This window comes from Sinorhizobium sp. KGO-5 (genome assembly GCF_036245905.1).
In the GTDB taxonomy this organism is placed as follows: Bacteria; Pseudomonadota; Alphaproteobacteria; order Rhizobiales; family Rhizobiaceae; genus Sinorhizobium; species Sinorhizobium meliloti_A.
Genome location: NZ_BDIZ01000001.1, coordinates 822,825 through 841,822, shown reverse-complemented (window position 1 = coordinate 841,822; position 18,998 = coordinate 822,825). Strand labels below are relative to the sequence as shown.

18 protein-coding genes are annotated in these 18,998 nt (G+C 63.7%); 7 read left to right on the top strand and 11 right to left on the bottom strand.

The features are described 5' to 3' along the window. The first annotated feature begins 119 nt into the window (after positions 1-119). Together dapE and BHD07_RS03980 are read left to right on the top strand one after the other, a co-directional pair. Positions 120-1,313 carry a succinyl-diaminopimelate desuccinylase gene (gene dapE, locus BHD07_RS03985; RefSeq protein ID WP_275600054.1) on the top strand — a complete coding sequence of 398 codons (1,194 nt, stop codon included), beginning with the start codon at positions 120-122 and terminating at the stop codon, positions 1,311-1,313. Further along, positions 1,300-1,896: a hypothetical protein gene (locus BHD07_RS03980; RefSeq protein ID WP_018094024.1), complete on the top strand. Its 597-nt coding sequence runs from the start codon at positions 1,300-1,302 to the stop codon at positions 1,894-1,896. The genes dapE and BHD07_RS03980 overlap by 14 nt, the downstream gene beginning before the upstream one ends. Before the next feature lie 86 nt (positions 1,897-1,982). Here BHD07_RS03980 and truA read toward each other — a convergent pair whose 3' ends face one another. The 3 genes from truA to def all read right to left on the bottom strand — a co-directional run bounded on the left by truA (position 1,983) and on the right by def (position 4,300). Further along, complete coding sequence (gene truA, locus BHD07_RS03975; RefSeq protein ID WP_338277821.1) at positions 1,983-2,726, bottom strand: tRNA pseudouridine(38-40) synthase TruA; 744 nt, start codon at positions 2,724-2,726, stop codon at positions 1,983-1,985. Then, positions 2,726-3,661, bottom strand: a complete 936-nt coding sequence (fmt, locus tag BHD07_RS03970) for a methionyl-tRNA formyltransferase (protein WP_338277819.1) — start codon at positions 3,659-3,661, stop codon at positions 2,726-2,728. The genes truA and fmt overlap by 1 nt, the downstream gene beginning before the upstream one ends. A gap of 114 nt (positions 3,662-3,775) precedes the next feature. Further along, a complete protein-coding gene (gene def / locus BHD07_RS03965) occupies positions 3,776-4,300 on the bottom strand; it encodes a peptide deformylase (RefSeq protein WP_338277816.1) in 525 nt (174 codons plus the stop codon). Between the two features lie 149 nt (positions 4,301-4,449). On the opposite strand from def, the gene BHD07_RS03960 reads away from it, so the two are divergent. The 3 genes from BHD07_RS03960 to BHD07_RS03950 all read left to right on the top strand — a co-directional run bounded on the left by BHD07_RS03960 (position 4,450) and on the right by BHD07_RS03950 (position 9,372). Next, a complete protein-coding gene (locus BHD07_RS03960) occupies positions 4,450-5,655 on the top strand; it encodes a DNA recombination protein RmuC (RefSeq protein ID WP_338277813.1) in 1,206 nt (401 codons plus the stop codon). A 103-nt stretch (positions 5,656-5,758) separates the two neighbouring features. Beyond that, a complete protein-coding gene (locus BHD07_RS03955) occupies positions 5,759-6,658 on the top strand; it encodes a ribokinase (RefSeq protein ID WP_018094020.1) in 900 nt (299 codons plus the stop codon). A gap of 347 nt (positions 6,659-7,005) precedes the next feature. Then, positions 7,006-9,372 carry a methyl-accepting chemotaxis protein gene (locus BHD07_RS03950; RefSeq protein ID WP_338277811.1) on the top strand — a complete coding sequence of 789 codons (2,367 nt, stop codon included), beginning with the start codon at positions 7,006-7,008 and terminating at the stop codon, positions 9,370-9,372. A gap of 81 nt (positions 9,373-9,453) precedes the next feature. On the opposite strand, the gene BHD07_RS03945 is transcribed toward BHD07_RS03950, so the two are convergent. Next, on the bottom strand, positions 9,454-10,398 hold the full coding sequence (locus BHD07_RS03945) for a nucleoside hydrolase (protein WP_338277809.1): 945 nt from the start codon (positions 10,396-10,398) through the stop codon (positions 9,454-9,456). A gap of 164 nt (positions 10,399-10,562) precedes the next feature. Between BHD07_RS03945 and BHD07_RS03940 the strand changes: the two genes are divergently transcribed. Next, positions 10,563-10,994 carry an Hsp20 family protein gene (locus BHD07_RS03940; protein ID WP_018094017.1) on the top strand — a complete coding sequence of 144 codons (432 nt, stop codon included), beginning with the start codon at positions 10,563-10,565 and terminating at the stop codon, positions 10,992-10,994. A 48-nt stretch (positions 10,995-11,042) separates the two neighbouring features. After that, positions 11,043-11,300, top strand: a complete 258-nt coding sequence (locus BHD07_RS03935; RefSeq protein ID WP_018094016.1) for a DUF1150 family protein — start codon at positions 11,043-11,045, stop codon at positions 11,298-11,300. A 131-nt stretch (positions 11,301-11,431) separates the two neighbouring features. On the opposite strand, the gene trmB is transcribed toward BHD07_RS03935, so the two are convergent. The 7 genes from trmB to BHD07_RS03900 form a co-directional block, all read right to left on the bottom strand. Further along, complete coding sequence (trmB, locus tag BHD07_RS03930) at positions 11,432-12,130, bottom strand: tRNA (guanine(46)-N(7))-methyltransferase TrmB (protein ID WP_275596886.1); 699 nt, start codon at positions 12,128-12,130, stop codon at positions 11,432-11,434. A gap of 224 nt (positions 12,131-12,354) precedes the next feature. Next, positions 12,355-13,635 carry a methionine adenosyltransferase gene (gene metK / locus BHD07_RS03925; RefSeq protein ID WP_100669750.1) on the bottom strand — a complete coding sequence of 427 codons (1,281 nt, stop codon included), beginning with the start codon at positions 13,633-13,635 and terminating at the stop codon, positions 12,355-12,357. 302 nt (positions 13,636-13,937) lie between these two features. After that, on the bottom strand, positions 13,938-14,357 hold the full coding sequence (locus BHD07_RS03920) for a helix-turn-helix domain-containing protein (RefSeq protein ID WP_003527670.1): 420 nt from the start codon (positions 14,355-14,357) through the stop codon (positions 13,938-13,940). Between the two features lie 136 nt (positions 14,358-14,493). Next, a complete protein-coding gene (lnt, locus tag BHD07_RS03915; RefSeq protein ID WP_338277795.1) occupies positions 14,494-16,089 on the bottom strand; it encodes an apolipoprotein N-acyltransferase in 1,596 nt (531 codons plus the stop codon). Between the two features lie 153 nt (positions 16,090-16,242). After that, positions 16,243-17,406, bottom strand: a complete 1,164-nt coding sequence (locus BHD07_RS03910) for a hemolysin family protein (RefSeq protein ID WP_018094013.1) — start codon at positions 17,404-17,406, stop codon at positions 16,243-16,245. Between the two features lie 12 nt (positions 17,407-17,418). After that, the gene (gene ybeY, locus BHD07_RS03905; RefSeq protein WP_338277793.1) at positions 17,419-17,922 is read right to left on the bottom strand and encodes an rRNA maturation RNase YbeY; all 504 of its coding nucleotides are present in this window, start codon (positions 17,920-17,922) and stop codon (positions 17,419-17,421) included. 16 nt (positions 17,923-17,938) lie between these two features. Beyond that, positions 17,939-18,994 carry a PhoH family protein gene (locus BHD07_RS03900; protein WP_100669754.1) on the bottom strand — a complete coding sequence of 352 codons (1,056 nt, stop codon included), beginning with the start codon at positions 18,992-18,994 and terminating at the stop codon, positions 17,939-17,941. Positions 18,995-18,998 lie beyond the last annotated feature (4 nt).

Below are 18,998 nucleotides of genomic sequence, written 5' to 3'. Positions count from 1 at the left end.
CGCCCTGCGAAGCCCACCGGGCTCATCGGACGTGACAGCGGGTGGCTGATCGGATAAACCGGCAATCTCTGTTCCCGGACTACCTTTTCTGGCCCACCGGCTTCGCAGGCATACCTTCCATGTTCCCGACCGATCCCGTCTCCAATCTCGCTGCCCTCATTCGCTGCCCCTCCGTCACACCCGCCGAGGGAGGCGCGCTGACGACTCTTGAAGCCATGCTGGCACCGGTCGGCTTCAAGGTCGACCGGGTCGTGGCGAAGGAACCCGGAACGCCCGACATCGAAAACCTTTATGCCCGGATCGGAGGCGACGGACCGCATCTGATGTTCGCCGGTCACACCGATGTGGTGCCGGTCGGCGACGAGGCCGCCTGGAGTCGACCGCCCTTCTCCGCCGCGATCGCCGAAGGTGAAATGTACGGACGCGGCGCAGTCGACATGAAGGGCGGCATTGCCTGTTTCGTGGCGGCCGTCGCCCGCCATATCGAGAAGCATGGCGCGCCTAAGGGCTCGATCTCCTTCCTCATCACCGGCGACGAGGAAGGCCCGGCGATCAACGGCACGGTGAAGCTCCTCGAATGGGCGGCGGCAAGGGGCGAGCGCTGGGACGCCTGTCTCGTCGGCGAGCCGACCAATCCGGACGGCATCGGCGACATGATCAAGATCGGCCGGCGCGGGTCGCTCTCCGGCCGGATCACCGTTCACGGCGTCCAGGGCCACGCGGCCTATCCGCATCTTGCGGACAATCCGGTGCGCAGCATCCTGCAGTTCGCAAAGGCCCTGATGGACCCGCCCTTCGACGACGGAACGGAAAATTTCCAGCCTTCGAACCTCGAAGTCACGACCATCGACGTGGGCAATTCCGCGGTCAACGTCATTCCCGCGAGGGCGAGCGCCGCCTTCAACATCCGGTTCAACGACCGCTGGACGGCCGAAAGCCTGATGGCGGAGATCGTCGCGCGTCTCGACCGCGCAGCAGCCGACAGCGCGCTGAGGCCCGGCCGCGCTCCGGCCAGATACGAAATCGTCTGGAACGAGCGTCCGAGCCATGTCTTCCTGACGCGCAACAACGCGCTCATCGATTCGCTTTCAGGTGCCGTGGAGGCCGTCACCGGGCGGCAGCCGCAGCTGTCGACCACCGGCGGCACATCGGACGCGCGCTTCATCAAGGACTATTGCCCGGTCGTCGAATTCGGCCTCGTCGGCAAGACCATGCACATGGTCGACGAACGCGTCGCCCTTGCCGATCTCGAAACCCTGACCGGGATCTACGAAACCTTCATCGCCCGCTGGTTCGGTCATGCCGCTGCTTGAGGAAGTCCTTGTCTATATCAAGGGACTGTGGCTGCTGATCCAGGGCAACCACGAAGGCTATCGCTGGCTGGACATCAGCGAGAGCGGGTTGTGGCGCTCCTTCACGGCGATCCTCTGGACGCTGCCGGCGCTGGCCGTCGGCTGGGCCTCATGGCGGCTCTATTATCTCTCGGTGATGCCGACCGGCACGACAGTCGGCATCGGCTTCTTCGGGAAGCTTCTCGCCGTCGACCTGGTGAGCTGGCTGCTGCCGATCGTGCTGATTGCCGTCCTCTCGCGCCCGCTCGGCTTTTCCGTCCTGGTGGTGCCGGTAATCGTCACGACCAATTGGCTCCAGGTCCCGTTGACCTATGCCATGGCGGTTCCGGCCGCGTTGCTGCTGGTCATACCCGGCAGCGCCGGTATGGCAGCCCTGTTGTGGCTTCTGCTGCTCGTCGCCAGCTCGGCGCTGCTCTTCCGCCTCTTGCGGACCGTTACCGCCAAGCAGAACCTGCTCGCCGCCGCCCTTGCCGCGATCTTTCTGCTGTCACCGCTGATGATCATGCAGTTCCTGCAGCGCCTGCTCGGCTTGATGCCGGGTTGAGCGGCGGCGTTCGTGAAAGCCCCGCATCCGCCAGATGATGGGGAGAAGGTGGCCGGCAGGCCGGATGAGCGGCTGCTGTTTCCAGCTTAGTAATCCACCCGCATGAAATAAAGCCCGTCCGGCGGGGCGACCGGGCCGCACGCCTTGCGGTCGCGTGCTTCGAGTGCGGTCTGCAGGTCATCCAACGTCCACTTGCCCTCGCCCACGAGCTTCAGGGAGCCCGCGAAGGAACGGATCTGGTTGTGGAGAAAGCTTTGTGCCGTGGCGCGGATTTCGATGAGCTCGCCCGCACGGGTCACGTCCAGCCGGTCGAGCGTGCGCAAGGGGCTCGTCGCCTGACAGTGGGCCGAGCGGAAGGTGGTGAAATCGTGATGGCCGACGAGGCGCTGCGCCGCCTCGTGCATCGCGTCGTGATCGAGCGGCTTCGGCACCCACCAGGCGCGCCGCGCCTCCAGCGCCAGTGGCGACCGGCGGGAAACGATCCGATAGAGATAATGCCGGCGGATTGCAGAGAAACGCGCATCGAAATCGCCGGGGGCTTCCGCGACATCGAGGATCGACACCCGCTCGCCGGCGAGCGCCAGATGCGCGTTGAGGGCGTTTTGCAGCGTGTACGACTTCCACTCGCGCGTGAGATCGAGATGCGCCACCTGCCCCCTGGCATGAACGCCGGAATCGGTGCGCCCGGCGCCGCGGATCGAGACCGTCTCGCGGGTGAGCGACAGGACCGCCTTCTCGATCGCGCCCTGGATCGAGGGACCGTTGTCCTGCCTCTGCCAGCCGACATAATCGGAACCGTCATATTCGACGGTCAGGCGATAGCGGGGCATCAGGCGATCCTCGCGCCGGCAGCGATGGGCGTGCCGCGCAGGAAATCGGCCGAGGCGAGCGCCTTGCCGCCCGCACGCTGCAATCTCGTCAGCCGCACCGCGCCTTTTCCGCAGGCGATGCTGAGAGTACTATCAAGCACTTCTCCGGGATCACCTTTCCCTTCCGACATCTCGGAGCCGAGCACCTTGACGCGTTCGTGGCGGCCGGCAATGTCGAGTTCGAACCAGGCGCCGGGAAAAGGCGAGAGGCCGCGGATATGGTTGTGCACCTCGGCCGCCGGCCGGGAGAAATCGATGCGGGTCTCTTCCTTCGAAATCTTGGCGGCATAGGCGACGCCCTCTTGCGCCTGCGGCGCGAGCGGAAGCTCGCCGGCCTCGAGCTTGGCCATGGCCTCCGTCATCAGCACCGCTCCGACCTGCATCAGCCGGTCGTGCAATTCGCCGGCCGTCATCGTCTCGTCGATCGGAACCGACTGCGCGAGAGCGACGGGGCCGGTATCGAGCCCCTTGTCCATTTTCATCACCATCATACCCGTCTCACGGTCGCCGGCCATGACCGCCCGCTGGATCGGCGCCGCCCCCCGCCAGCGCGGCAGGAGCGAGGCATGGCCGTTATAGCAGCCGAAGCGGGTGCCGGAGAGTATTTCCTCCGGCAGCAGCAGCCCGTAGGCGACGACGACCGCCACGTCCGCACCGAAATCCCGGAAGGTCTGACGGTCCGCGGCGTCCTTGAAGTTGACGGGCGTCAACACCGGAATGCCGAGGCGCTCGGCAGCCTGATGCACGGAGGATTTCTTGAGGTCGAGGCCGCGCCGGCCGGCCGGCCGCGGCGGCTGCGTGTAGACGGCGGCGATCTCGTGACCCGCCCCGGCGAGCGCCAGGAGCGTCGGCACGGAAAATTCCGGCGTGCCCATGAAGATGATGCGAAGCGGCAAGTGGCGGCCTCCGTCTCTTTCGATTGCCCGTGAGCGGGCGGCGCTCCAGCTCGAACGCGGCCGCGACGCTAGATCACGATGTTTCAGGCCGGGTCGACCTAAGACATGAACGGATCAGATCGCCTTTGCGCCGCGCGTCTTGGCCGCCTTGGTGAACCTGCGAATCACCATATCTCGCTTGAGCTTGGAGATGTAATCGATGAACAGGACGCCGTTCAGATGGTCGATCTCGTGCTGCAGGCAGGTGGCGAGCAGGCCCTCGGCCTCGACCGCCTGTTCCTTGCCATCGCGATCGACATACTCGACCGTGATCGCGGCGGGTCGCTCGACCTCGGCGTAATAGTCGGGGATCGAAAGGCAGCCTTCCTCATAGACCGAACGCTCCTCGGACGAGCGGACGACCTTCGGATTGATGAAGACGAGCGGCTGTTTCTCCTCTCCCTCCTTCGTCACATCCAGAACCAGGAGGCGCTTCGGCACGCCGATCTGTATCGCGGCGAGACCGATGCCCGGCGCGTCGTACATGGTTTCCAGCATATCGTCGGCGAGCCGGCGAATATCGGCGTCAATGGTCTCCACCGGTGTCGACACCTGGCGCAGAACCGGATCGGGAAGAATGATGAGCGGCTTGATCGTCATGTCGATCCCCATAGCCGATCTTTCCCTCGACGCGCAAGAAAATTGCCAATGCGAAACCCGTGGCGCTCCAAGTGGGAACGACCGGCACGCGAAAATGTATGTTCTCGTTTTGATCTGGTTTTCGCACGCGAATCTGTTAGTCTGCGGCCATGGAGCCCATCCCCTTTTCCTTCGATCAGCCGCTGTTCCTCGTCGGCGCCCTGCCCGTCACGGCCGGCCTCCTCGTCACAGCCGCCGCCCTTCTCGTGGTGCTGTTCTCGGCCATTATGGTGCGGCGCGCCCGTTCGGCTCGCGCGATCGACCGCGAAGAGCAGATGTCGGCGCTCATCGCGGCGCAGACGGAGATGCAGGGACGGATCGCCGCCATGACCGAGGTGCTGGGCGCCCGGCAGGCGGAACTGAACCAGTCGCTCAGCCAGCGCATCGACGGAATGACGCATCGCATCGGCGCCTCGATCAGCGAGCAGACGAAGGCGACGCACGAAAATCTGCGGCGGCTCCAGGAGCGGCTCGCGGTGATCGACAACGCGCAGAACAACATCCAGTCGCTCGCCAAGGATATGGCCGGGCTGCAGAGCATCCTCGCCAACAAGCAGACGCGCGGCGCCTTCGGACAGTCGCGCATGGAGGCGATCGTCGCCGACGGCCTGCCGATGGGCGCCTTCGCCTTCCAGGCGACGCTTTCCAACGGCGCGCGGCCGGACTGCACCATCCGCATGCCGAACGGCCAGCCGCCGCTGGTCATCGACGCGAAGTTTCCGCTCGAGGCCTGGAATTCCATGAGGGACGCGGCGAGCGCCGAACGGCGGCAACAGGCCGCGCAGGCCTTCCGCCGCGACATGGAGGTGCATATCCGCGATATCTCCGGCAAATATCTCCTGCCGGGCGAGACCCAGGATACGGCCTTCCTCTTCGTTCCCTCCGAATCGATCTTCGCCGAAATCCATGAGCATTTCGAAGCGATCGTCCAGAAGGCGCACCGCCAGCGGATCGTCATCGTCTCTCCGTCGCTCCTGCTCCTCTCGATCCAGGTCATCCAGGCGATCCTGAAAGACGCCCGCATGCGTGAGCAGGCCCACCTGATCCAGGGCGAAGTCGTACGGCTGATGGAAGATCTCTCGCGTCTCGATGAGCGCGTACGCAAGCTCCAGGGCCATTTCGCCATGACGCAGAAGGATGTCGAGGACATCCTGATCTCCTCGGACAAGCTGACCCGTCGGGGCGCCAAGATCGAGGCGCTCGAGCTGCAGGCCGAGGGCGATCCGAGACAGGGCGAAAAGCCGGGCGACGGCAGCGGGCGCCCGATGGACGGGCGCATAGGGCAATTGAAGCTGAGAGTGGTTGACGAGGACTGACGGCGTCGGGCACTCTCCGGCAAATGCGTGTGTCGCCCGAAACCCTGCAGCGGTTTGGAATGACGACAGGCGAAAAACAAAGAAGCCGACGGGACGCCTCCACATGATCACTGTTTTTGGATCCATCAACATGGATCTGATCGCCACCACCGCACGCCTTCCGAAGCCCGGCGAAACTGTTGCCGGAATGGACTTTTCCACTGCGGCGGGTGGCAAGGGCGCAAACCAGGCGCTCGCGGCGCGCCGCGCCGGCGCCTCGGTGCGCATGGCAGGTGCCGTCGGCTCCGACGCCTTCGCCGAGGGCGCGCTGGCGCTGCTCAAGGAGGCCGGCACCGATCTCGATCTGACGAAGACCGTCGGCGAGCCGACCGGCACGGCACATATCATCGTCGGCGGCGACGGCGAAAACGTCATCGTTGTGGTCGCCAGCGCCAACGCACGCGTGAGCGAGGACGACGCCGTGAACGCCGTTGCAAGAATGTCTGCTGCAGACACGCTGATGCTCCAGCTCGAAATTCCAGCTGCCTCGGTGGAAAAGGCACTCTCCGAAGCAAAACGGCGCGGCGTCCGATCGATCATCAACATCGCGCCGCTGACGCCGGATGCGGCGCGCCTCGGCCGCATGGCCGATATCGTCATTGCCAACGAGACCGAGTTCGAGCTGCTCGCCGGCAAAGCGGGCATCGCCGGCGCCGAGCGGGAAGAGGCTATGAAGGGGCTGCACGCCGAGACCCGCCAGACCGTGATCGTAACGCTTGGCGCGGAGGGCGTGGTGGCGATTCACGAAGGCGAACTCCATCGCGCGAAGGGCCTCACGATCGAGCCCGTCGATACGGTCGGGGCCGGAGATACCTTCTGCGGCTATCTCGCCGCCGGCCTCGACGCCGGCCTCGCCTTTTCCGAGGCGCTCCGCCGCGCCGCGGTTGCGGGATCGCTGGCCTGCCTCAAGCCCGGCGCGCAGCCCTCGATACCGCTTGCCGCCGAGGTCGCCGCCCGGCTCTGACGCACCTTCCAGGAAAGTGTGCCACGGTTTTCCGTCCGAAAGCGCACAGGTTCAGACTGTTTCAGTGTTTCCATGAAACATTGAAACGCGCTGGAAGACCGTGAGATAAGCGCCCGCCGGCAAGGCCGCCGCGCAAATCCTGCCGCTTGAACCCGGAATCAGGTGCGGCGTTGGCCGTATTTTAATCTTTGATCGTCTAATCAGGTCAGCGAGAAGGCCAGCTCCGGTTCGGCCGCTCCTCCATGCCGGTCGGCATCTGGCGCTCCATGAGGGAGCTTCACCCACAGTTCCGAATATGTCGCGCCGCGGGTTCAGCACCTGCGGACCTCTCAGTGCGTGAGGATTTCATGTTCAAGTTCCAAGCCAGATCGCTGGCGACAAAATTGATCGCGGTGACGGGAGGCACGATTGCCCTCGTGCTGCTCGCGTCGAATTACGTGCTTATCTCCCAGACGCGGGACCGTGTCGAAACGCTGGTCTTCGACGGCGCGAAGACGGAAGCGCGGGCGATCGCGGCCGACATCGCGGGAAGCGTCGGCGAACTTGCCGCCGCCGCGCGGACCATGTCGGGCGTTCTCGGGCGCGGCCATGCCGGACAGTCCACCGACCGCGCAGGCGCAATCAATCTCCTGAAGGCCAACCTGGAGCAGCATGGCTTTGCCTTCGGCAGCTGGTTCGCCGAAGAGCCCAAGGCCTATGACGGGAAGGACGTCGTCGACAACACGGAGCTTGGCGGCAATGCCGACGGTGCGTTCACGCCCTATTGGTCCAAGGACCGCAACGGAAATATCCAGCTCTCGACGTTCAAGGCCGATTATGCGGCCGAGTGGTACGGCCTCGCGGCGAAAAGCGGCAAGGGCGCCATCACCCAGCCCTATCTCGCCGAGGGCACCGATGTCCCGACCACGATGACGTCGATCGCCTATCCCGTCATGTCGAACGGCAGAATGATCGGCGTTTCGGGTGTCGATATTTCGCTCGCCGCACTCGCCGACCGTCTCTCGGCGGTCAAGCCTTTCGGCTCCGGCCGGGTCTACCTGCTGTCGCAGAGCGGCAAGTGGCTCGCCGCACCCATCCCCGAACTGCTGATGAAGGAATATGACGGCGAAGGCGCCGAGTTGGTGAAAGACGCCCTTTCCGCCGGCACGCCCCGCATGATCGAGAACCTGACTTACGACGGTAACGAGCCTTTCGACCGTGTGGTCTATCCTTTCAGCCTGCCCGACGTGAGCGCGCAATGGCTGGTTCTGGTCGATGTTCCGCGCTCAGCCATCAATGCGCCGGTACGCGATCAGACCTATATGATGATCGTCGGCGGTCTGATGGTCCTCGGCGCGGTGCTCGCCGGCCTCTATTTCGCCGTTCGCCGCTTCGTCCAGAAGCCGCTTGCCGGCCTCGTGGGCGACGTCGAGACGCTCAGCAACGGAGAATATACCCGGCCGATTTCCGGTCAGGAACGCTCCGACGAGACAGGCGCCGTCGCCAGGTCGCTCGAGGGCTTCCGTCACCAGCTCGCCGACAACAGGCGGCTCGAAAGCGAGGCACGTCACGAGAGAGAGCAGGCCGAACTCGAACGCGGACGTTCGGAAAACGAACGCACCGAGGCCAGCGCTCTGCAGCGCGACATCGTCGCACGTCTCGGCAAGGCCCTGTCGCATCTCTCCGCCGGCGACCTCGCCTTCCGCCTTACCGGCGACTTCCCCGGCGAATACGCCCAGCTGAAACGCGATTTCAACGCGACGATGGAGAGCCTCGAAGAGACGATCCGCACCGTCAACCACTCGGTCGTCAATATCGGCAGCGGCACCAGCGAGATCTCAGGCGCCGCCAACGACCTGTCGCATCGGACGGAACAGCAGGCAGCAAGTCTCGAGGAGACCGCGGCCGCCCTTGACGAACTGACCTCGCAGGTGAACGCCAGCGCCGAAAACGCCAAGGTCGCCGCGAAATCCGTCGAGGTCGCAAGCAGCGACGCGGAACAGTCCGGCGAGGTGGTGCAGAAGGCGATCGCCGCCATGAATGGCATCGAGCAGTCGTCGCATGAAGTCAGCCGGATCATCGGCGTCATCGATGAAATCGCCTTCCAGACCAACCTTCTGGCGCTCAATGCCGGGGTCGAGGCTGCCCGCGCCGGCGACGCCGGCAAGGGCTTCGCGGTCGTCGCACAGGAGGTCCGCGAACTCGCGCAGCGCTCTGCCAATGCCGCAAAGGAAATCAAGACGCTGATCAATACATCGGCGGGCCAGGTTCGCGAGGGCGTCGACCTCGTGGGCAAGGCAGGCGGCGCGCTCGAGAAGATCGCCGAGCAGGTGGTGCAGATCAACGGGCTCATCCGCCAGATCTCAAGCTCCGCCTCGGAGCAGGCGGTGGGCCTCAAGGAGATCAATTCCGCCGTCAATCAGATGGACCAGGTGACACAGCAAAACGCTGCCATGGTGGAAGAGACGACGGCCGCCAGCATGGCGCTGAACGACGAGGCTCGCGCCTTAAGCGCGCTGGTCGCCCGTTTCCAGATTGCCCCGCAGGCGGTGCAGACCCAGGCCCCGGCCGAAATGCTGCGCGGTACGGCCGAGCGGATGCGTGCGGCTGCCCCCGGGGAAAATCGTCCCGCCCAGGCGCCGCGCAGTGCCGCCTACTCGAATTCGACTCAAAAGGTGCTTGCCAAAACATCCGGCGCCAATGCGCTCGCGCAGGACAACTGGGAAGAATTCTGATCGCGGCCCGCACCGGCTGCAAGACGGCGTCCGATCCTCATCGGGCGCCGTCGTCTTTTCCGGGCAAGGCGTACATGGCTCTCAGAGACGGGCCAACCGCTCGATCAAGAGCTCGAAGAAGCCCTCGTCGTCGATGTGCCGCATGACCTTGGCGTTGTGCGCCCGGCCGGTGACCTGCCACCAGTCGACCACGGTCATGCCCGTGGTGAGCGGAGACGCCGTTTCGATCTCGACGTTGCAGTCCCGCCCTGTGAATAGCTCCGGCCGCAGGATATAGGCGATCACGGTCGGATCGTGCAGCGGCCCGCCGTCGGTGCCGTATTTCTCGATGTCGAAACGCTCGAAAAATTCCAGCATCTCGGCAAGGGCCGCTGCCGCCGGGTTGCCGATCGCGCGGATTTTCTCCACGCGAACCTTCCGCGTCAGAACGCGATGGGTGACATCGAGGGGCATCATCACGATCGGGATGCCGGAGCGGAAGACGATCTCGGCTGCCTCCGGATCGACATAGATGTTGAATTCCGCCGCAGGCGTTATGTTGCCGCCCTCGAAGAAGCCGCCGCCCATCATCACGAGCTCGCGTATCGAAGGCGCGATTTCCGGAGCTTTCGTCAAGGCCAGCGCGATATTCGTCAGCGGTCCGAGCGTACAAAGCGTCACGGCGCCCGGCGCCTCCGCACGCAGCGTTTCGACGATGAAGTCGACGGCGTGCTGCTCTTGAAGCGGCATCGTCGGCTCGTCGAGCGCAGGGCCATCGAGCCCCGTCTTCCCGTGCACGTGCTCGGCCGTGACGAGCGGGCGGGCGACCGGCCGCTCGGCACCTGCGAAGATCTTCACGTCGGTCTTGTTGCAGAGCTCGCAGACGATGCGGGCGTTGCGGGCCGTCAATGTCAGCGGGACATTGCCGGCAACCGCGGTGATGCCGAGGACCTCGATTTCCTCCGGGCTGCCGAGGGCCAGCATGATTGCCGCCGCGTCGTCCTGGCCCGGATCCGTGTCGATGATGATTTTTCTTGCGCTTGACACTTTTCATCTCCCTGCAGGACCGTCGCTCTCAAGTCAGAGACTATGATTTGCGCGGCCTGCGGAGGCAAGCCGCTTGCACTCACTGCACACAGCCACCATATTGCAGGCAGGATGCTGCTTGGCAGGTCCGACACATGGTCGCTTGAGCTGCAAGGGCTTGGAGAATGAGCAGAATAACGCCTTTTACGAGCCCGCTTCTGGTGGGTTTCGACAGCATGGAAAAGACCCTTGAGCGCATCGCGAAGGGCAATGACGGCTATCCCCCCTACAATATAGAGCGAATTCGCGGCGATTCTGCCGCCGACGCGCCGGAACGCCTGCGCATAACGCTCGCGGTCGCGGGCTTCTCGGAGGAAGACCTCGACGTGACGACCGAGGAAAACCAGCTCGTGATCCGCGGCCGTCAGATCGAGACCGGTGAAAGGGAATATCTGCATCGGGGCATCGCCGCCCGGCAGTTCCAGCGGACCTTCGTGCTGGCCGATGGAATGCAGGTTCTCGGCGCGGAATTGCGCAACGGCCTCCTTGCGGTGGACCTGGTGCGCCCCGAGCCCGCCCGTATGGTAAAGAAAATTAATATTTCGGTCCCAGAGTAGGATAACCGGCGAGATTTTTTCCTGCGCCGGCGACCACGGAGCATGACCATGGGACTGAAAGCCATCAACACATCGCTGTCGAAGAACGACCTTGCGCATCTTGGCGCAGGCGAGGTCGGCTATATCCGCAAGATGCGTTCTGAGGAGGTCTCCCGTTGCTTTCCGGAAGCGCCCGAGATGGGGCCTGGAATCGATCTGTGGGCCCTGTTCGGCGCCGATGGAACGCCTATCCTGCTGACGGACAACCGCTCCAGCACCTTCTTCAAGGCGGCGGAAGACGACCTTCGCACCGTCACTTTGCATTGAGCGGGTAAGAATTGCCCCTCTCCTCGCAGACGGAGAGGGGACTTAAGCAGCGGCCGCGAATCCCCTTCGCCCCGCGCGCGGGAAAAGGTGGCCGGCAGGCCGGCTGAGGGGCCAAACTCCAGACGCCCGGTTCACCTACGCCGAAAGGTCAGATAGGCCGAACTGCGCCCTTCCCGGCGGGCCTTGGCTTCGTAGCGCGTGCTCGGCCATCCGGCAAAAGGCGTCAGCCAGTCGGCCGCTGTCTCCGCCGTCCATTCGAAAGCCGCGTGGTCGCGGCAATGGATGAGCGTCCAGTTGATGTAGCTATCGATGTCCGAAGCAAAGCAGAAGACGCCGCCCGGCTTCAGGATGCGTGCGAAGCGGTCGAGATTGACCGCGGAGACGAAACGCCGCTTCCAGTGCTTCCGCTTCGGCCATGGATCGGGATAAAGCAGGTCGATCTGGTCGACGGATGCCGCCGGCAGCCAATCCAGCACCTGCGTCGCGTCGTCATCGTAGAGGCGGACGTTCCTGATCGCCTTCGCCTCGATCTGCCCGAGCAGCTTCGCCATCGAATTGACGAAGGGCTCCACCCCGATGAAGCCGGTCGCGGGGTCTTCCGCAGCACGGTGGATCAGGTGCTCTCCGCCGCCGAAGCCGATCTCCAGGCGGATTCTTTCGACGGGCTCGGGAAAAAGGGCCGTCAGATCGGCCGGAGCCGGCTTCTCGAGATCGAGCTTCAAAAGGGGCAGCAGGTGTTCGAGATGGGCCGCCTGGCGCTCCCGCAAGGGCTTGCCCTTGCGGCGGCCGAAGAAAGCCTCCGTTGCTCTGGCACCGCGCGTTTCGGTCATGTCGTTCTTCCCATAGATGAAGCAGGCTGCGGGTAGAGGACGCAAAACGTTTTCCTCATCCAGCTCCGCATCCATGATTTCCGATCGAGCCAAGCCCGAAATCACAATGAAGGAGGCGGACGCTCCTCTCCGGAGCGCCCGCCTGACTGTTGGCACGGCTGATAACAGGCGGCTGCGATATCTTCAATACGCGGCTTCTTCCGAAGCTGCCTCGCCGGCAGGGCTTACGCCGCGCGGCTCGCCGCTCTTCCGTTGACGGACGAGGAGTCGCTCTCGATCGCCTCTTTCAGCGGCTTGACCAGGTCGAGCTTCTCCCAGGAGAAGGAACCGTCGCGGCCGGCCTTGCGGCCGAAATGGCCGTAGGCGGAGGTCTTGGCATAGATCGGCCGGTTGAGGTCGAGATGGCGGCGGATGCCCGTCGGCGACAGGTCCATCGTCTTGCGGATGGCGCTCTCCACCTGATCTTCCGAGACCTTTCCGGTGCCGTGCAGGTCGACATAGATCGACAGCGGCTGGGCTACGCCGATCGCGTAGGAAAGCTGGATGGTGCAGCGCTCGGCGAGACCCGCCGCTACGACGTTCTTGGCAAGGTAGCGGGCCGCATAGGCGGCCGAGCGGTCGACCTTGGTCGTGTCCTTGCCGGAGAAGGCACCGCCGCCATGCGGAGCCGCGCCGCCATAGGTGTCGACGATGATCTTGCGGCCGGTAAGGCCCGCGTCGCCGTCCGGTCCGCCGATGACGAACTTGCCGGTAGGATTGATGTACCAGGTGCAGTCGTCGGCGATCTTCAGGTCCCCGAGCGCCTCACGGATATAGGGTTCGACCACGGAGCGGACCTTGGTGGAATCCCAGCTCTCGTCGAGATGCTGAGTGGAAAGAACGATCGAGGTGGCCTCGGCCGGCTTGCCGTCGACGTACCGCACCGTCACCTGGCTCTTGGCGTCCGGACCAAGCTTGGCGACTTCGCCTTCGCCCTTCTTGCGGGCCGCGGCGAGCAGATTGAGGATGCGGTGCGAATAGTAGATCGGCGCCGGCATGAGCTCGGCGGTCTCGCGGCAGGCATAGCCGAACATGATGCCCTGATCGCCCGCGCCTTCTTCGCCCTGCTTGTCGGCGGCATTATCCACGCCCTGCGCGATGTGTGCGGACTGGAAGTGCAGAAGAACGTCGATTTTCGCAGTCTTCCAATGGAAGCCGTCCTGCTCATAGCCGATGTCGCGGATCGCCTTGCGGGCCGCCGACTTGAACTTCGAGGGATTGATGACGTCGACGCCGTTCTTGTCTTTCTTGAGAAGGCTCGGCGGCAGCCTGACCTCTCCGGCGATGACCACACGATTGGTCGTCGCCAGCGTCTCACAGGCGATGCGCACAGTCCACGGATCGACGCCGGTCTTTGCGGCTTCGCGGTAGACCAGATCCACGATTTCGTCGGAGATACGGTCACACACTTTGTCCGGATGACCTTCGGCTACGGATTCACTTGTGAACAGGTAGTTTGCGCGCATGCGGGAAGTCCCCTCAATGAAAGAAGCGGTCCAAACGTTTAGTGGTTTTGCCGGTGAAAAACAAGCACACAACGACATAAATATATCTTTATATCGGCATCACTGCGACGTTCCGCTTTCCCGAAAATGCGGACTTGAAGGAAAATTTTCGCTCGCGGGAGTGAGCCGCCGCCAGCGCGCCTTGTCGGATGCGCAGCCTCGAAGCGCTGCCGTCCTTATCGGCAGGGTTGGAGCTCGGACAGCAGTCTCCATACGAAAAAAGCGGCTTGATGCCGCTTCTTTCGTGCCGGGCGACTTGCCGCCTATTCGCTCTCCGCCTCGGCGGCCAGTGCTTTAACGAGATCTACCAGCTTGCGCCGGACCTTCGGGTCGGAAATTTTCACGAAGGCGCGGTTGAGCTGCAGCCCTTCCGAGGAGGACAGGAAATCGACGACGTAGTTGGAGCTCGACGCCTCGGCCATCCCCGGCCCGGTGCCGCCGCCATCGCCCGGAGCATCCTCGAAGAAGAACGACACCGGCACGTTGAGTATCTGCGAAATGTTCTGCAGCCGGCTCGCACCGACGCGGTTCGTGCCTTTTTCGTACTTCTGGATCTGCTGGAAGGTAATCCCCAGACTCTCGCCGAGCTTCTCCTGGCTCATGCCAAGCATCGTCCGACGAAGGCGAATCCTGCTACCGACATGAATGTCGATCGGGTTCGGTTTCTTCTTATTCTCGATCATATTCGCCTTCCTAAACACGCTGTTTACGTTACCAGCAACCCCGCATTGCAAAATATGCGCTGCGGCAACCCTGTCACGCTCGACGGCAGGCGAAGGTTGATGGCGAAATACACTATGCAATTTTAGGGGTTTTACGTCAATTCTTCCTAATATTAAAACCTGAGCGCGATATTACTGCAACCACAAATAGAATTCCCATCGTCAGCCAAAAAATTTGGCTGCGCGTTGCGATATTTGTGAGCGTAGGCAGTTTTCCCGGCAGAATTGTGTCTAGAACCCCCTTGTAATTGTAGCCCAATACTAGCACTAAAACACCACGTGCATCAACAACTGCTGAAATACCAGTATTCGCGGCACGAATCATCGGAGTTCCGGTTTCGACCGCGCGGAGCTGCGCCTGATGGAAATGCTGGCGCGGGCCGGGGGTATCGCCGAACCAGGCGTCGTTGGTGATGTTGAGGAGCGCGTCTGCGAGCCGGGCATTGCCGTCCACTTCGTCGGCGAAAATCGCCTCGTAGCAGATCATCGGATAGATCCGCCGGCCGCCCGGCAAGGTCAGCATCGGGCGGGTGCTGGCCGCCGAGAAACCGCCAGGCATCGAGGCCGCGACGGAGCTCAGGCCCCAGGAGGTCAGCAGATCCTCGAACGGGAGGTATTCACCGAAAGGCACCAGATGCACCTTGTCCGCCGCACCGACGATCTGCCCTCGATCGTCGATGACATAGACCGAATTGTAATAGCGCGGCGGCAGTCCGGCACCGGCATTCTCGACCCTGACGGCGCCGGCGACGAGAACTTGCCCGTCCTGGAGAACATCGGCGATCCGCGCCAGGGCGTCGGGATTGTCGGTGAGGATGAAAGGGATCGACGTTTCCGGCCAGACGACGATGTCCGGCCGTTTGGCGCCATCCTGGACCGGGGCGGCCGTCAGCGAGAGATGGTCCTCGAAAATCGACGCACGCTCGCGGTCGTCGAGCTTCTTGGCCTGGTCGATCACCGGCTGGACAACGCGGACGCTCATCTCCGGCTGGAGCGGCACAGGTGCCGGCTGGGCGAGCCGGTAAAAGCCGAAAGCGACATGCGCCACAAAGAGCGCTGCGGCGATGGCGAGACCGGCGCGCGCGCCCTTGCCCGTCCAGATCAGAGCCGGCGCGGCGAAGACGAAAACGGCCAGCATGTTGATCGTCGAAAGATTGACGACGCTGGCCGACTGCATCATCAAGGGCATCGGCATGGCCGCATAGCCGATGGCATTCCAGGGGAAGCCGGTAAAGAGAAAGCCGCGCAGCCATTCGGCGATGCCGAAGCCGAGTGCAAGGGCGGCGATCCGGCCCCAGCCGTCCGACCAGAGGCTGCGGGCAATGACGACCGCCAGCGCGTAGAAGAGCCCCAGAACGGCCGGGAGGCCGACGACGGTGAGCGGCAGCGCCCAGGCGAACGCGTCCGCCTCGACCAGAAGCGCATTGCCCAGCCACCAGAGACCACCCAGGAAATAACCGAAACCGAAGGACCAGCCGATCGCCGCGGGCGGCATCAGCCGCCGCAGCACGCCGTCGCCGGGATCGGGCGCCACCCCGTCGATCAGCCAGACAAGGACGGGAAAGGAGACGAAAGCCGCCGCGAAAATGCCGAAAGGCGGCTGGGCAAGCACCGCCAGAAGGCCGGCGAGAAAGCCGACGAATGTTCGGGACACGCCCGAGAGAAGTATGATTCTGCCTGCCAGTCTTTCCATTAAACCTCCCGTCGGCGCCGGACGTGGGGGAGACCTTGCGCGGGACCCTGTCCTCGAGGATTCAAGGACACACGCAGCACGACCGAATCAATCGGCGGCAGTCTTCCAAAAAAGTGGCTGCTTGTCCCCTCTCAAGGCGACGGCGAGCCGCCCCTATTCGAACGAGGACGGGGGCTGGACACCCGCCCCAGTGGGGCCGGCCGTGGTGAACGCATCGGGCAACGGCTCCTTCTCGACCTTCGGCAGGCGGCGGCGTGACGGCGGACGCTTGCGCATGATCCTGACGCGTTTGACGCGACGCGGATCGGCATCGAGAATCTGGAATTCGAAGCCGGGAATCGCCTGGACCACCTCGCCGCGGACAGGAATCCGGCCGAGCGATGCGAAGACGAGTCCGCCCAGCGTATCGACATCCTCGAGTTGCTCGCGCACGTCGAAGTCCGGTCCGACGGCCTCGGCGATCTCCTCGAGCTCCACCCGGGCGTCGGCGACGAAGACGTCGTCCGAGCTGCGCGCGAACATCACTTCCTCGTCATCGTGCTCGTCCTCGATGTCGCCGACCACCATTTCGACAATGTCCTCGAGTGATACGAGACCGTCCGTTCCGCCGTATTCATCGATGACGAGTGCCATCTGGATGCGCGCGGCCTGCATGCGCTGCATGAGATCCGAGGCGAGCATCGACGGCGGCACGAACAGGAGCTGCCGGACGATCCCCGCCTCCTCCACCGTCTTGTCGAGATCGACGCGAGAAAGATCGAAGCCTGCCTTCAGCTGCCGGGGCGCCCTTTCGGGCTTGTCGCCGTTCGCCGTCGTCGCCGCATGGGCTTTGCCGTTGCGGCGGCGGTTGCGCGCCTGCTTGGTCACATAGGCAAGAAGGTCACGGATGTGCACCATGCCGCGAGGGTCGTCGAGCCCCTCGCTGTAAACCGGCATGCGCGAGCGTCCCGACTCCTCGAAGAGCACCATGAGCTCGCCTATGGTGATATTCTGGTCCACCGCTTCGATGTCGGCTCGCGGAACCATCACGTCCTCGACCCGAACCTCGCGGAAGCGGAGGATGTTGTTGAGCATCGCCCGCTCTTCGGGCGAGAAAGCCGCATTGCCTTCGGCGTCCGTCATGAGCGCATCGGCGAGATCCTCGCGCAGGCTCGACGGGCTCACACCGCGCAACAGACGCGCGGCACGGCTCCAAAATGATGATGTGGATTTGCTGCCCTCGAATCGGGCGGCGGTACTACTACCGGCCTCGGTGTCGCCGGAGGCTTCCGCCTCCTCGGTCGCGACAGCGGCCGGCTGTGTCTTGAAGTCGCTCATCGTTCCAAACTGTCAATGCGGGGGTTGGTCCCCGTAGGGATCAGATAGGCCAAGACGCGCCAAAATGCGAGTCTCCAACCCCTCCATTCTCTCCGCTTCGTCGTCTTCGATATGATCATACCCGAAAAGATGCAGGAATCCATGAACGAGAAGATGCGTCAAATGGGCGTCGAAGGGCTTTTCGAGCTCCACCGCCTCCCGCCTGAGCGTCTCATGGGCGACCACGATGTCGCCGAGCATCGGCCCCGGCATCCTGCCCGGCGTCACCGGAAAGGCGGGAAAGGACAAAACATTCGTCGCCTTGTCCTGACCTCGCCACTCCGCGTTGATCGCCCTGATCGACTGATCGTCGGTGAAGACCAGCGACAGTTCCGCCTCTGCCGGCAGCGGCTGCTTCTCCTCACGCGCGAGAAAATCGGCCGCTGCCTCGAGAACACGCTCGCAAAAAGACCGAAGCTCCTCTTCGGGCGGCCAGTCTCCTGCCTCGACGCTGATCTGAATGTCCAATGCCGTCATGATAAACGCGGCCGCCTCAGCGATCGCTCTGCTCGCTCTCGTCGTGAACCGCCGTCTGGCTGTCATAGGCCCTGACGATCCGCGCCACCAGAGGATGACGGACGACGTCGGCATCCTTGAAGCGGATCACCGAGACGCCCTCCACGCCCTTGAGTATCTGCAGCGCCTCCACGAGTCCGGACTTTACGCCGCGCGGCAGGTCGACCTGACTCGGATCGCCGGTGACGATCATCCGACCGTTCTCGCCGAGGCGGGTCAGGAACATCTTCATCTGCATCGACGTCGTGTTCTGCGCCTCGTCCAGGATCACGGCGGCATTGGCAAGCGTGCGCCCGCGCATGAAGGCGAGCGGCGCGATCTCGATGACCCCCGCGGTGATTGCCCGCTCGACCTTGTCGCCCGGCATCATGTCGTACAGCGCGTCATAGAGCGGACGCAGATAGGGATCGACCTTCTCCTTCATGTCGCCGGGCAGGAAGCCGAGACGCTCGCCCGCCTCTACAGCCGGACGCGAGAGGATGATCCGGTCGACCGCGCCACGCTCCAGGAGCTGGGCGGCATGGGCGACGGCGAGATAGGTCTTGCCCGTGCCCGCAGGACCGACGCCGAAGACGAGCTCGGCCCGCTCCATGGCGCGGATATAGGAATCCTGCATCGGCGTGCGCGCAGCGATTGTCTTCTTGCGCGTCGAAATCTGCGCCATTGTCAATTTGGCTTTGCGCTCCATCGTCGGCAACTGTAGCTGATCGTCGGCGGCGACCGCCATGCGGATCGCACCTTCGACATCGGATGTATCGATCGAAGCGCCACTCTGCAGCCTTCCGTAGAGATAGTCGAGGGCACGGCGCGCCTGATTGGTTGCGACGACGTCACCGGAGATGGCGACGGAGTTTCCCCGCGGCCGGGCGTCGATGCGCAATCGCTCTTCCAGCAATTTCAGATTCTGGTCGAACTGGCCGAAGAGCTCGCTCGCAAAGCGGTTGTTCTCGAAGGTGAGCACGAAGTGATTGGCGTCCGTCGCGGATGTCTTCGACTGGCGAGATGAGGAAGAAATCAGTTCGTGTCCGTTCAAGCGG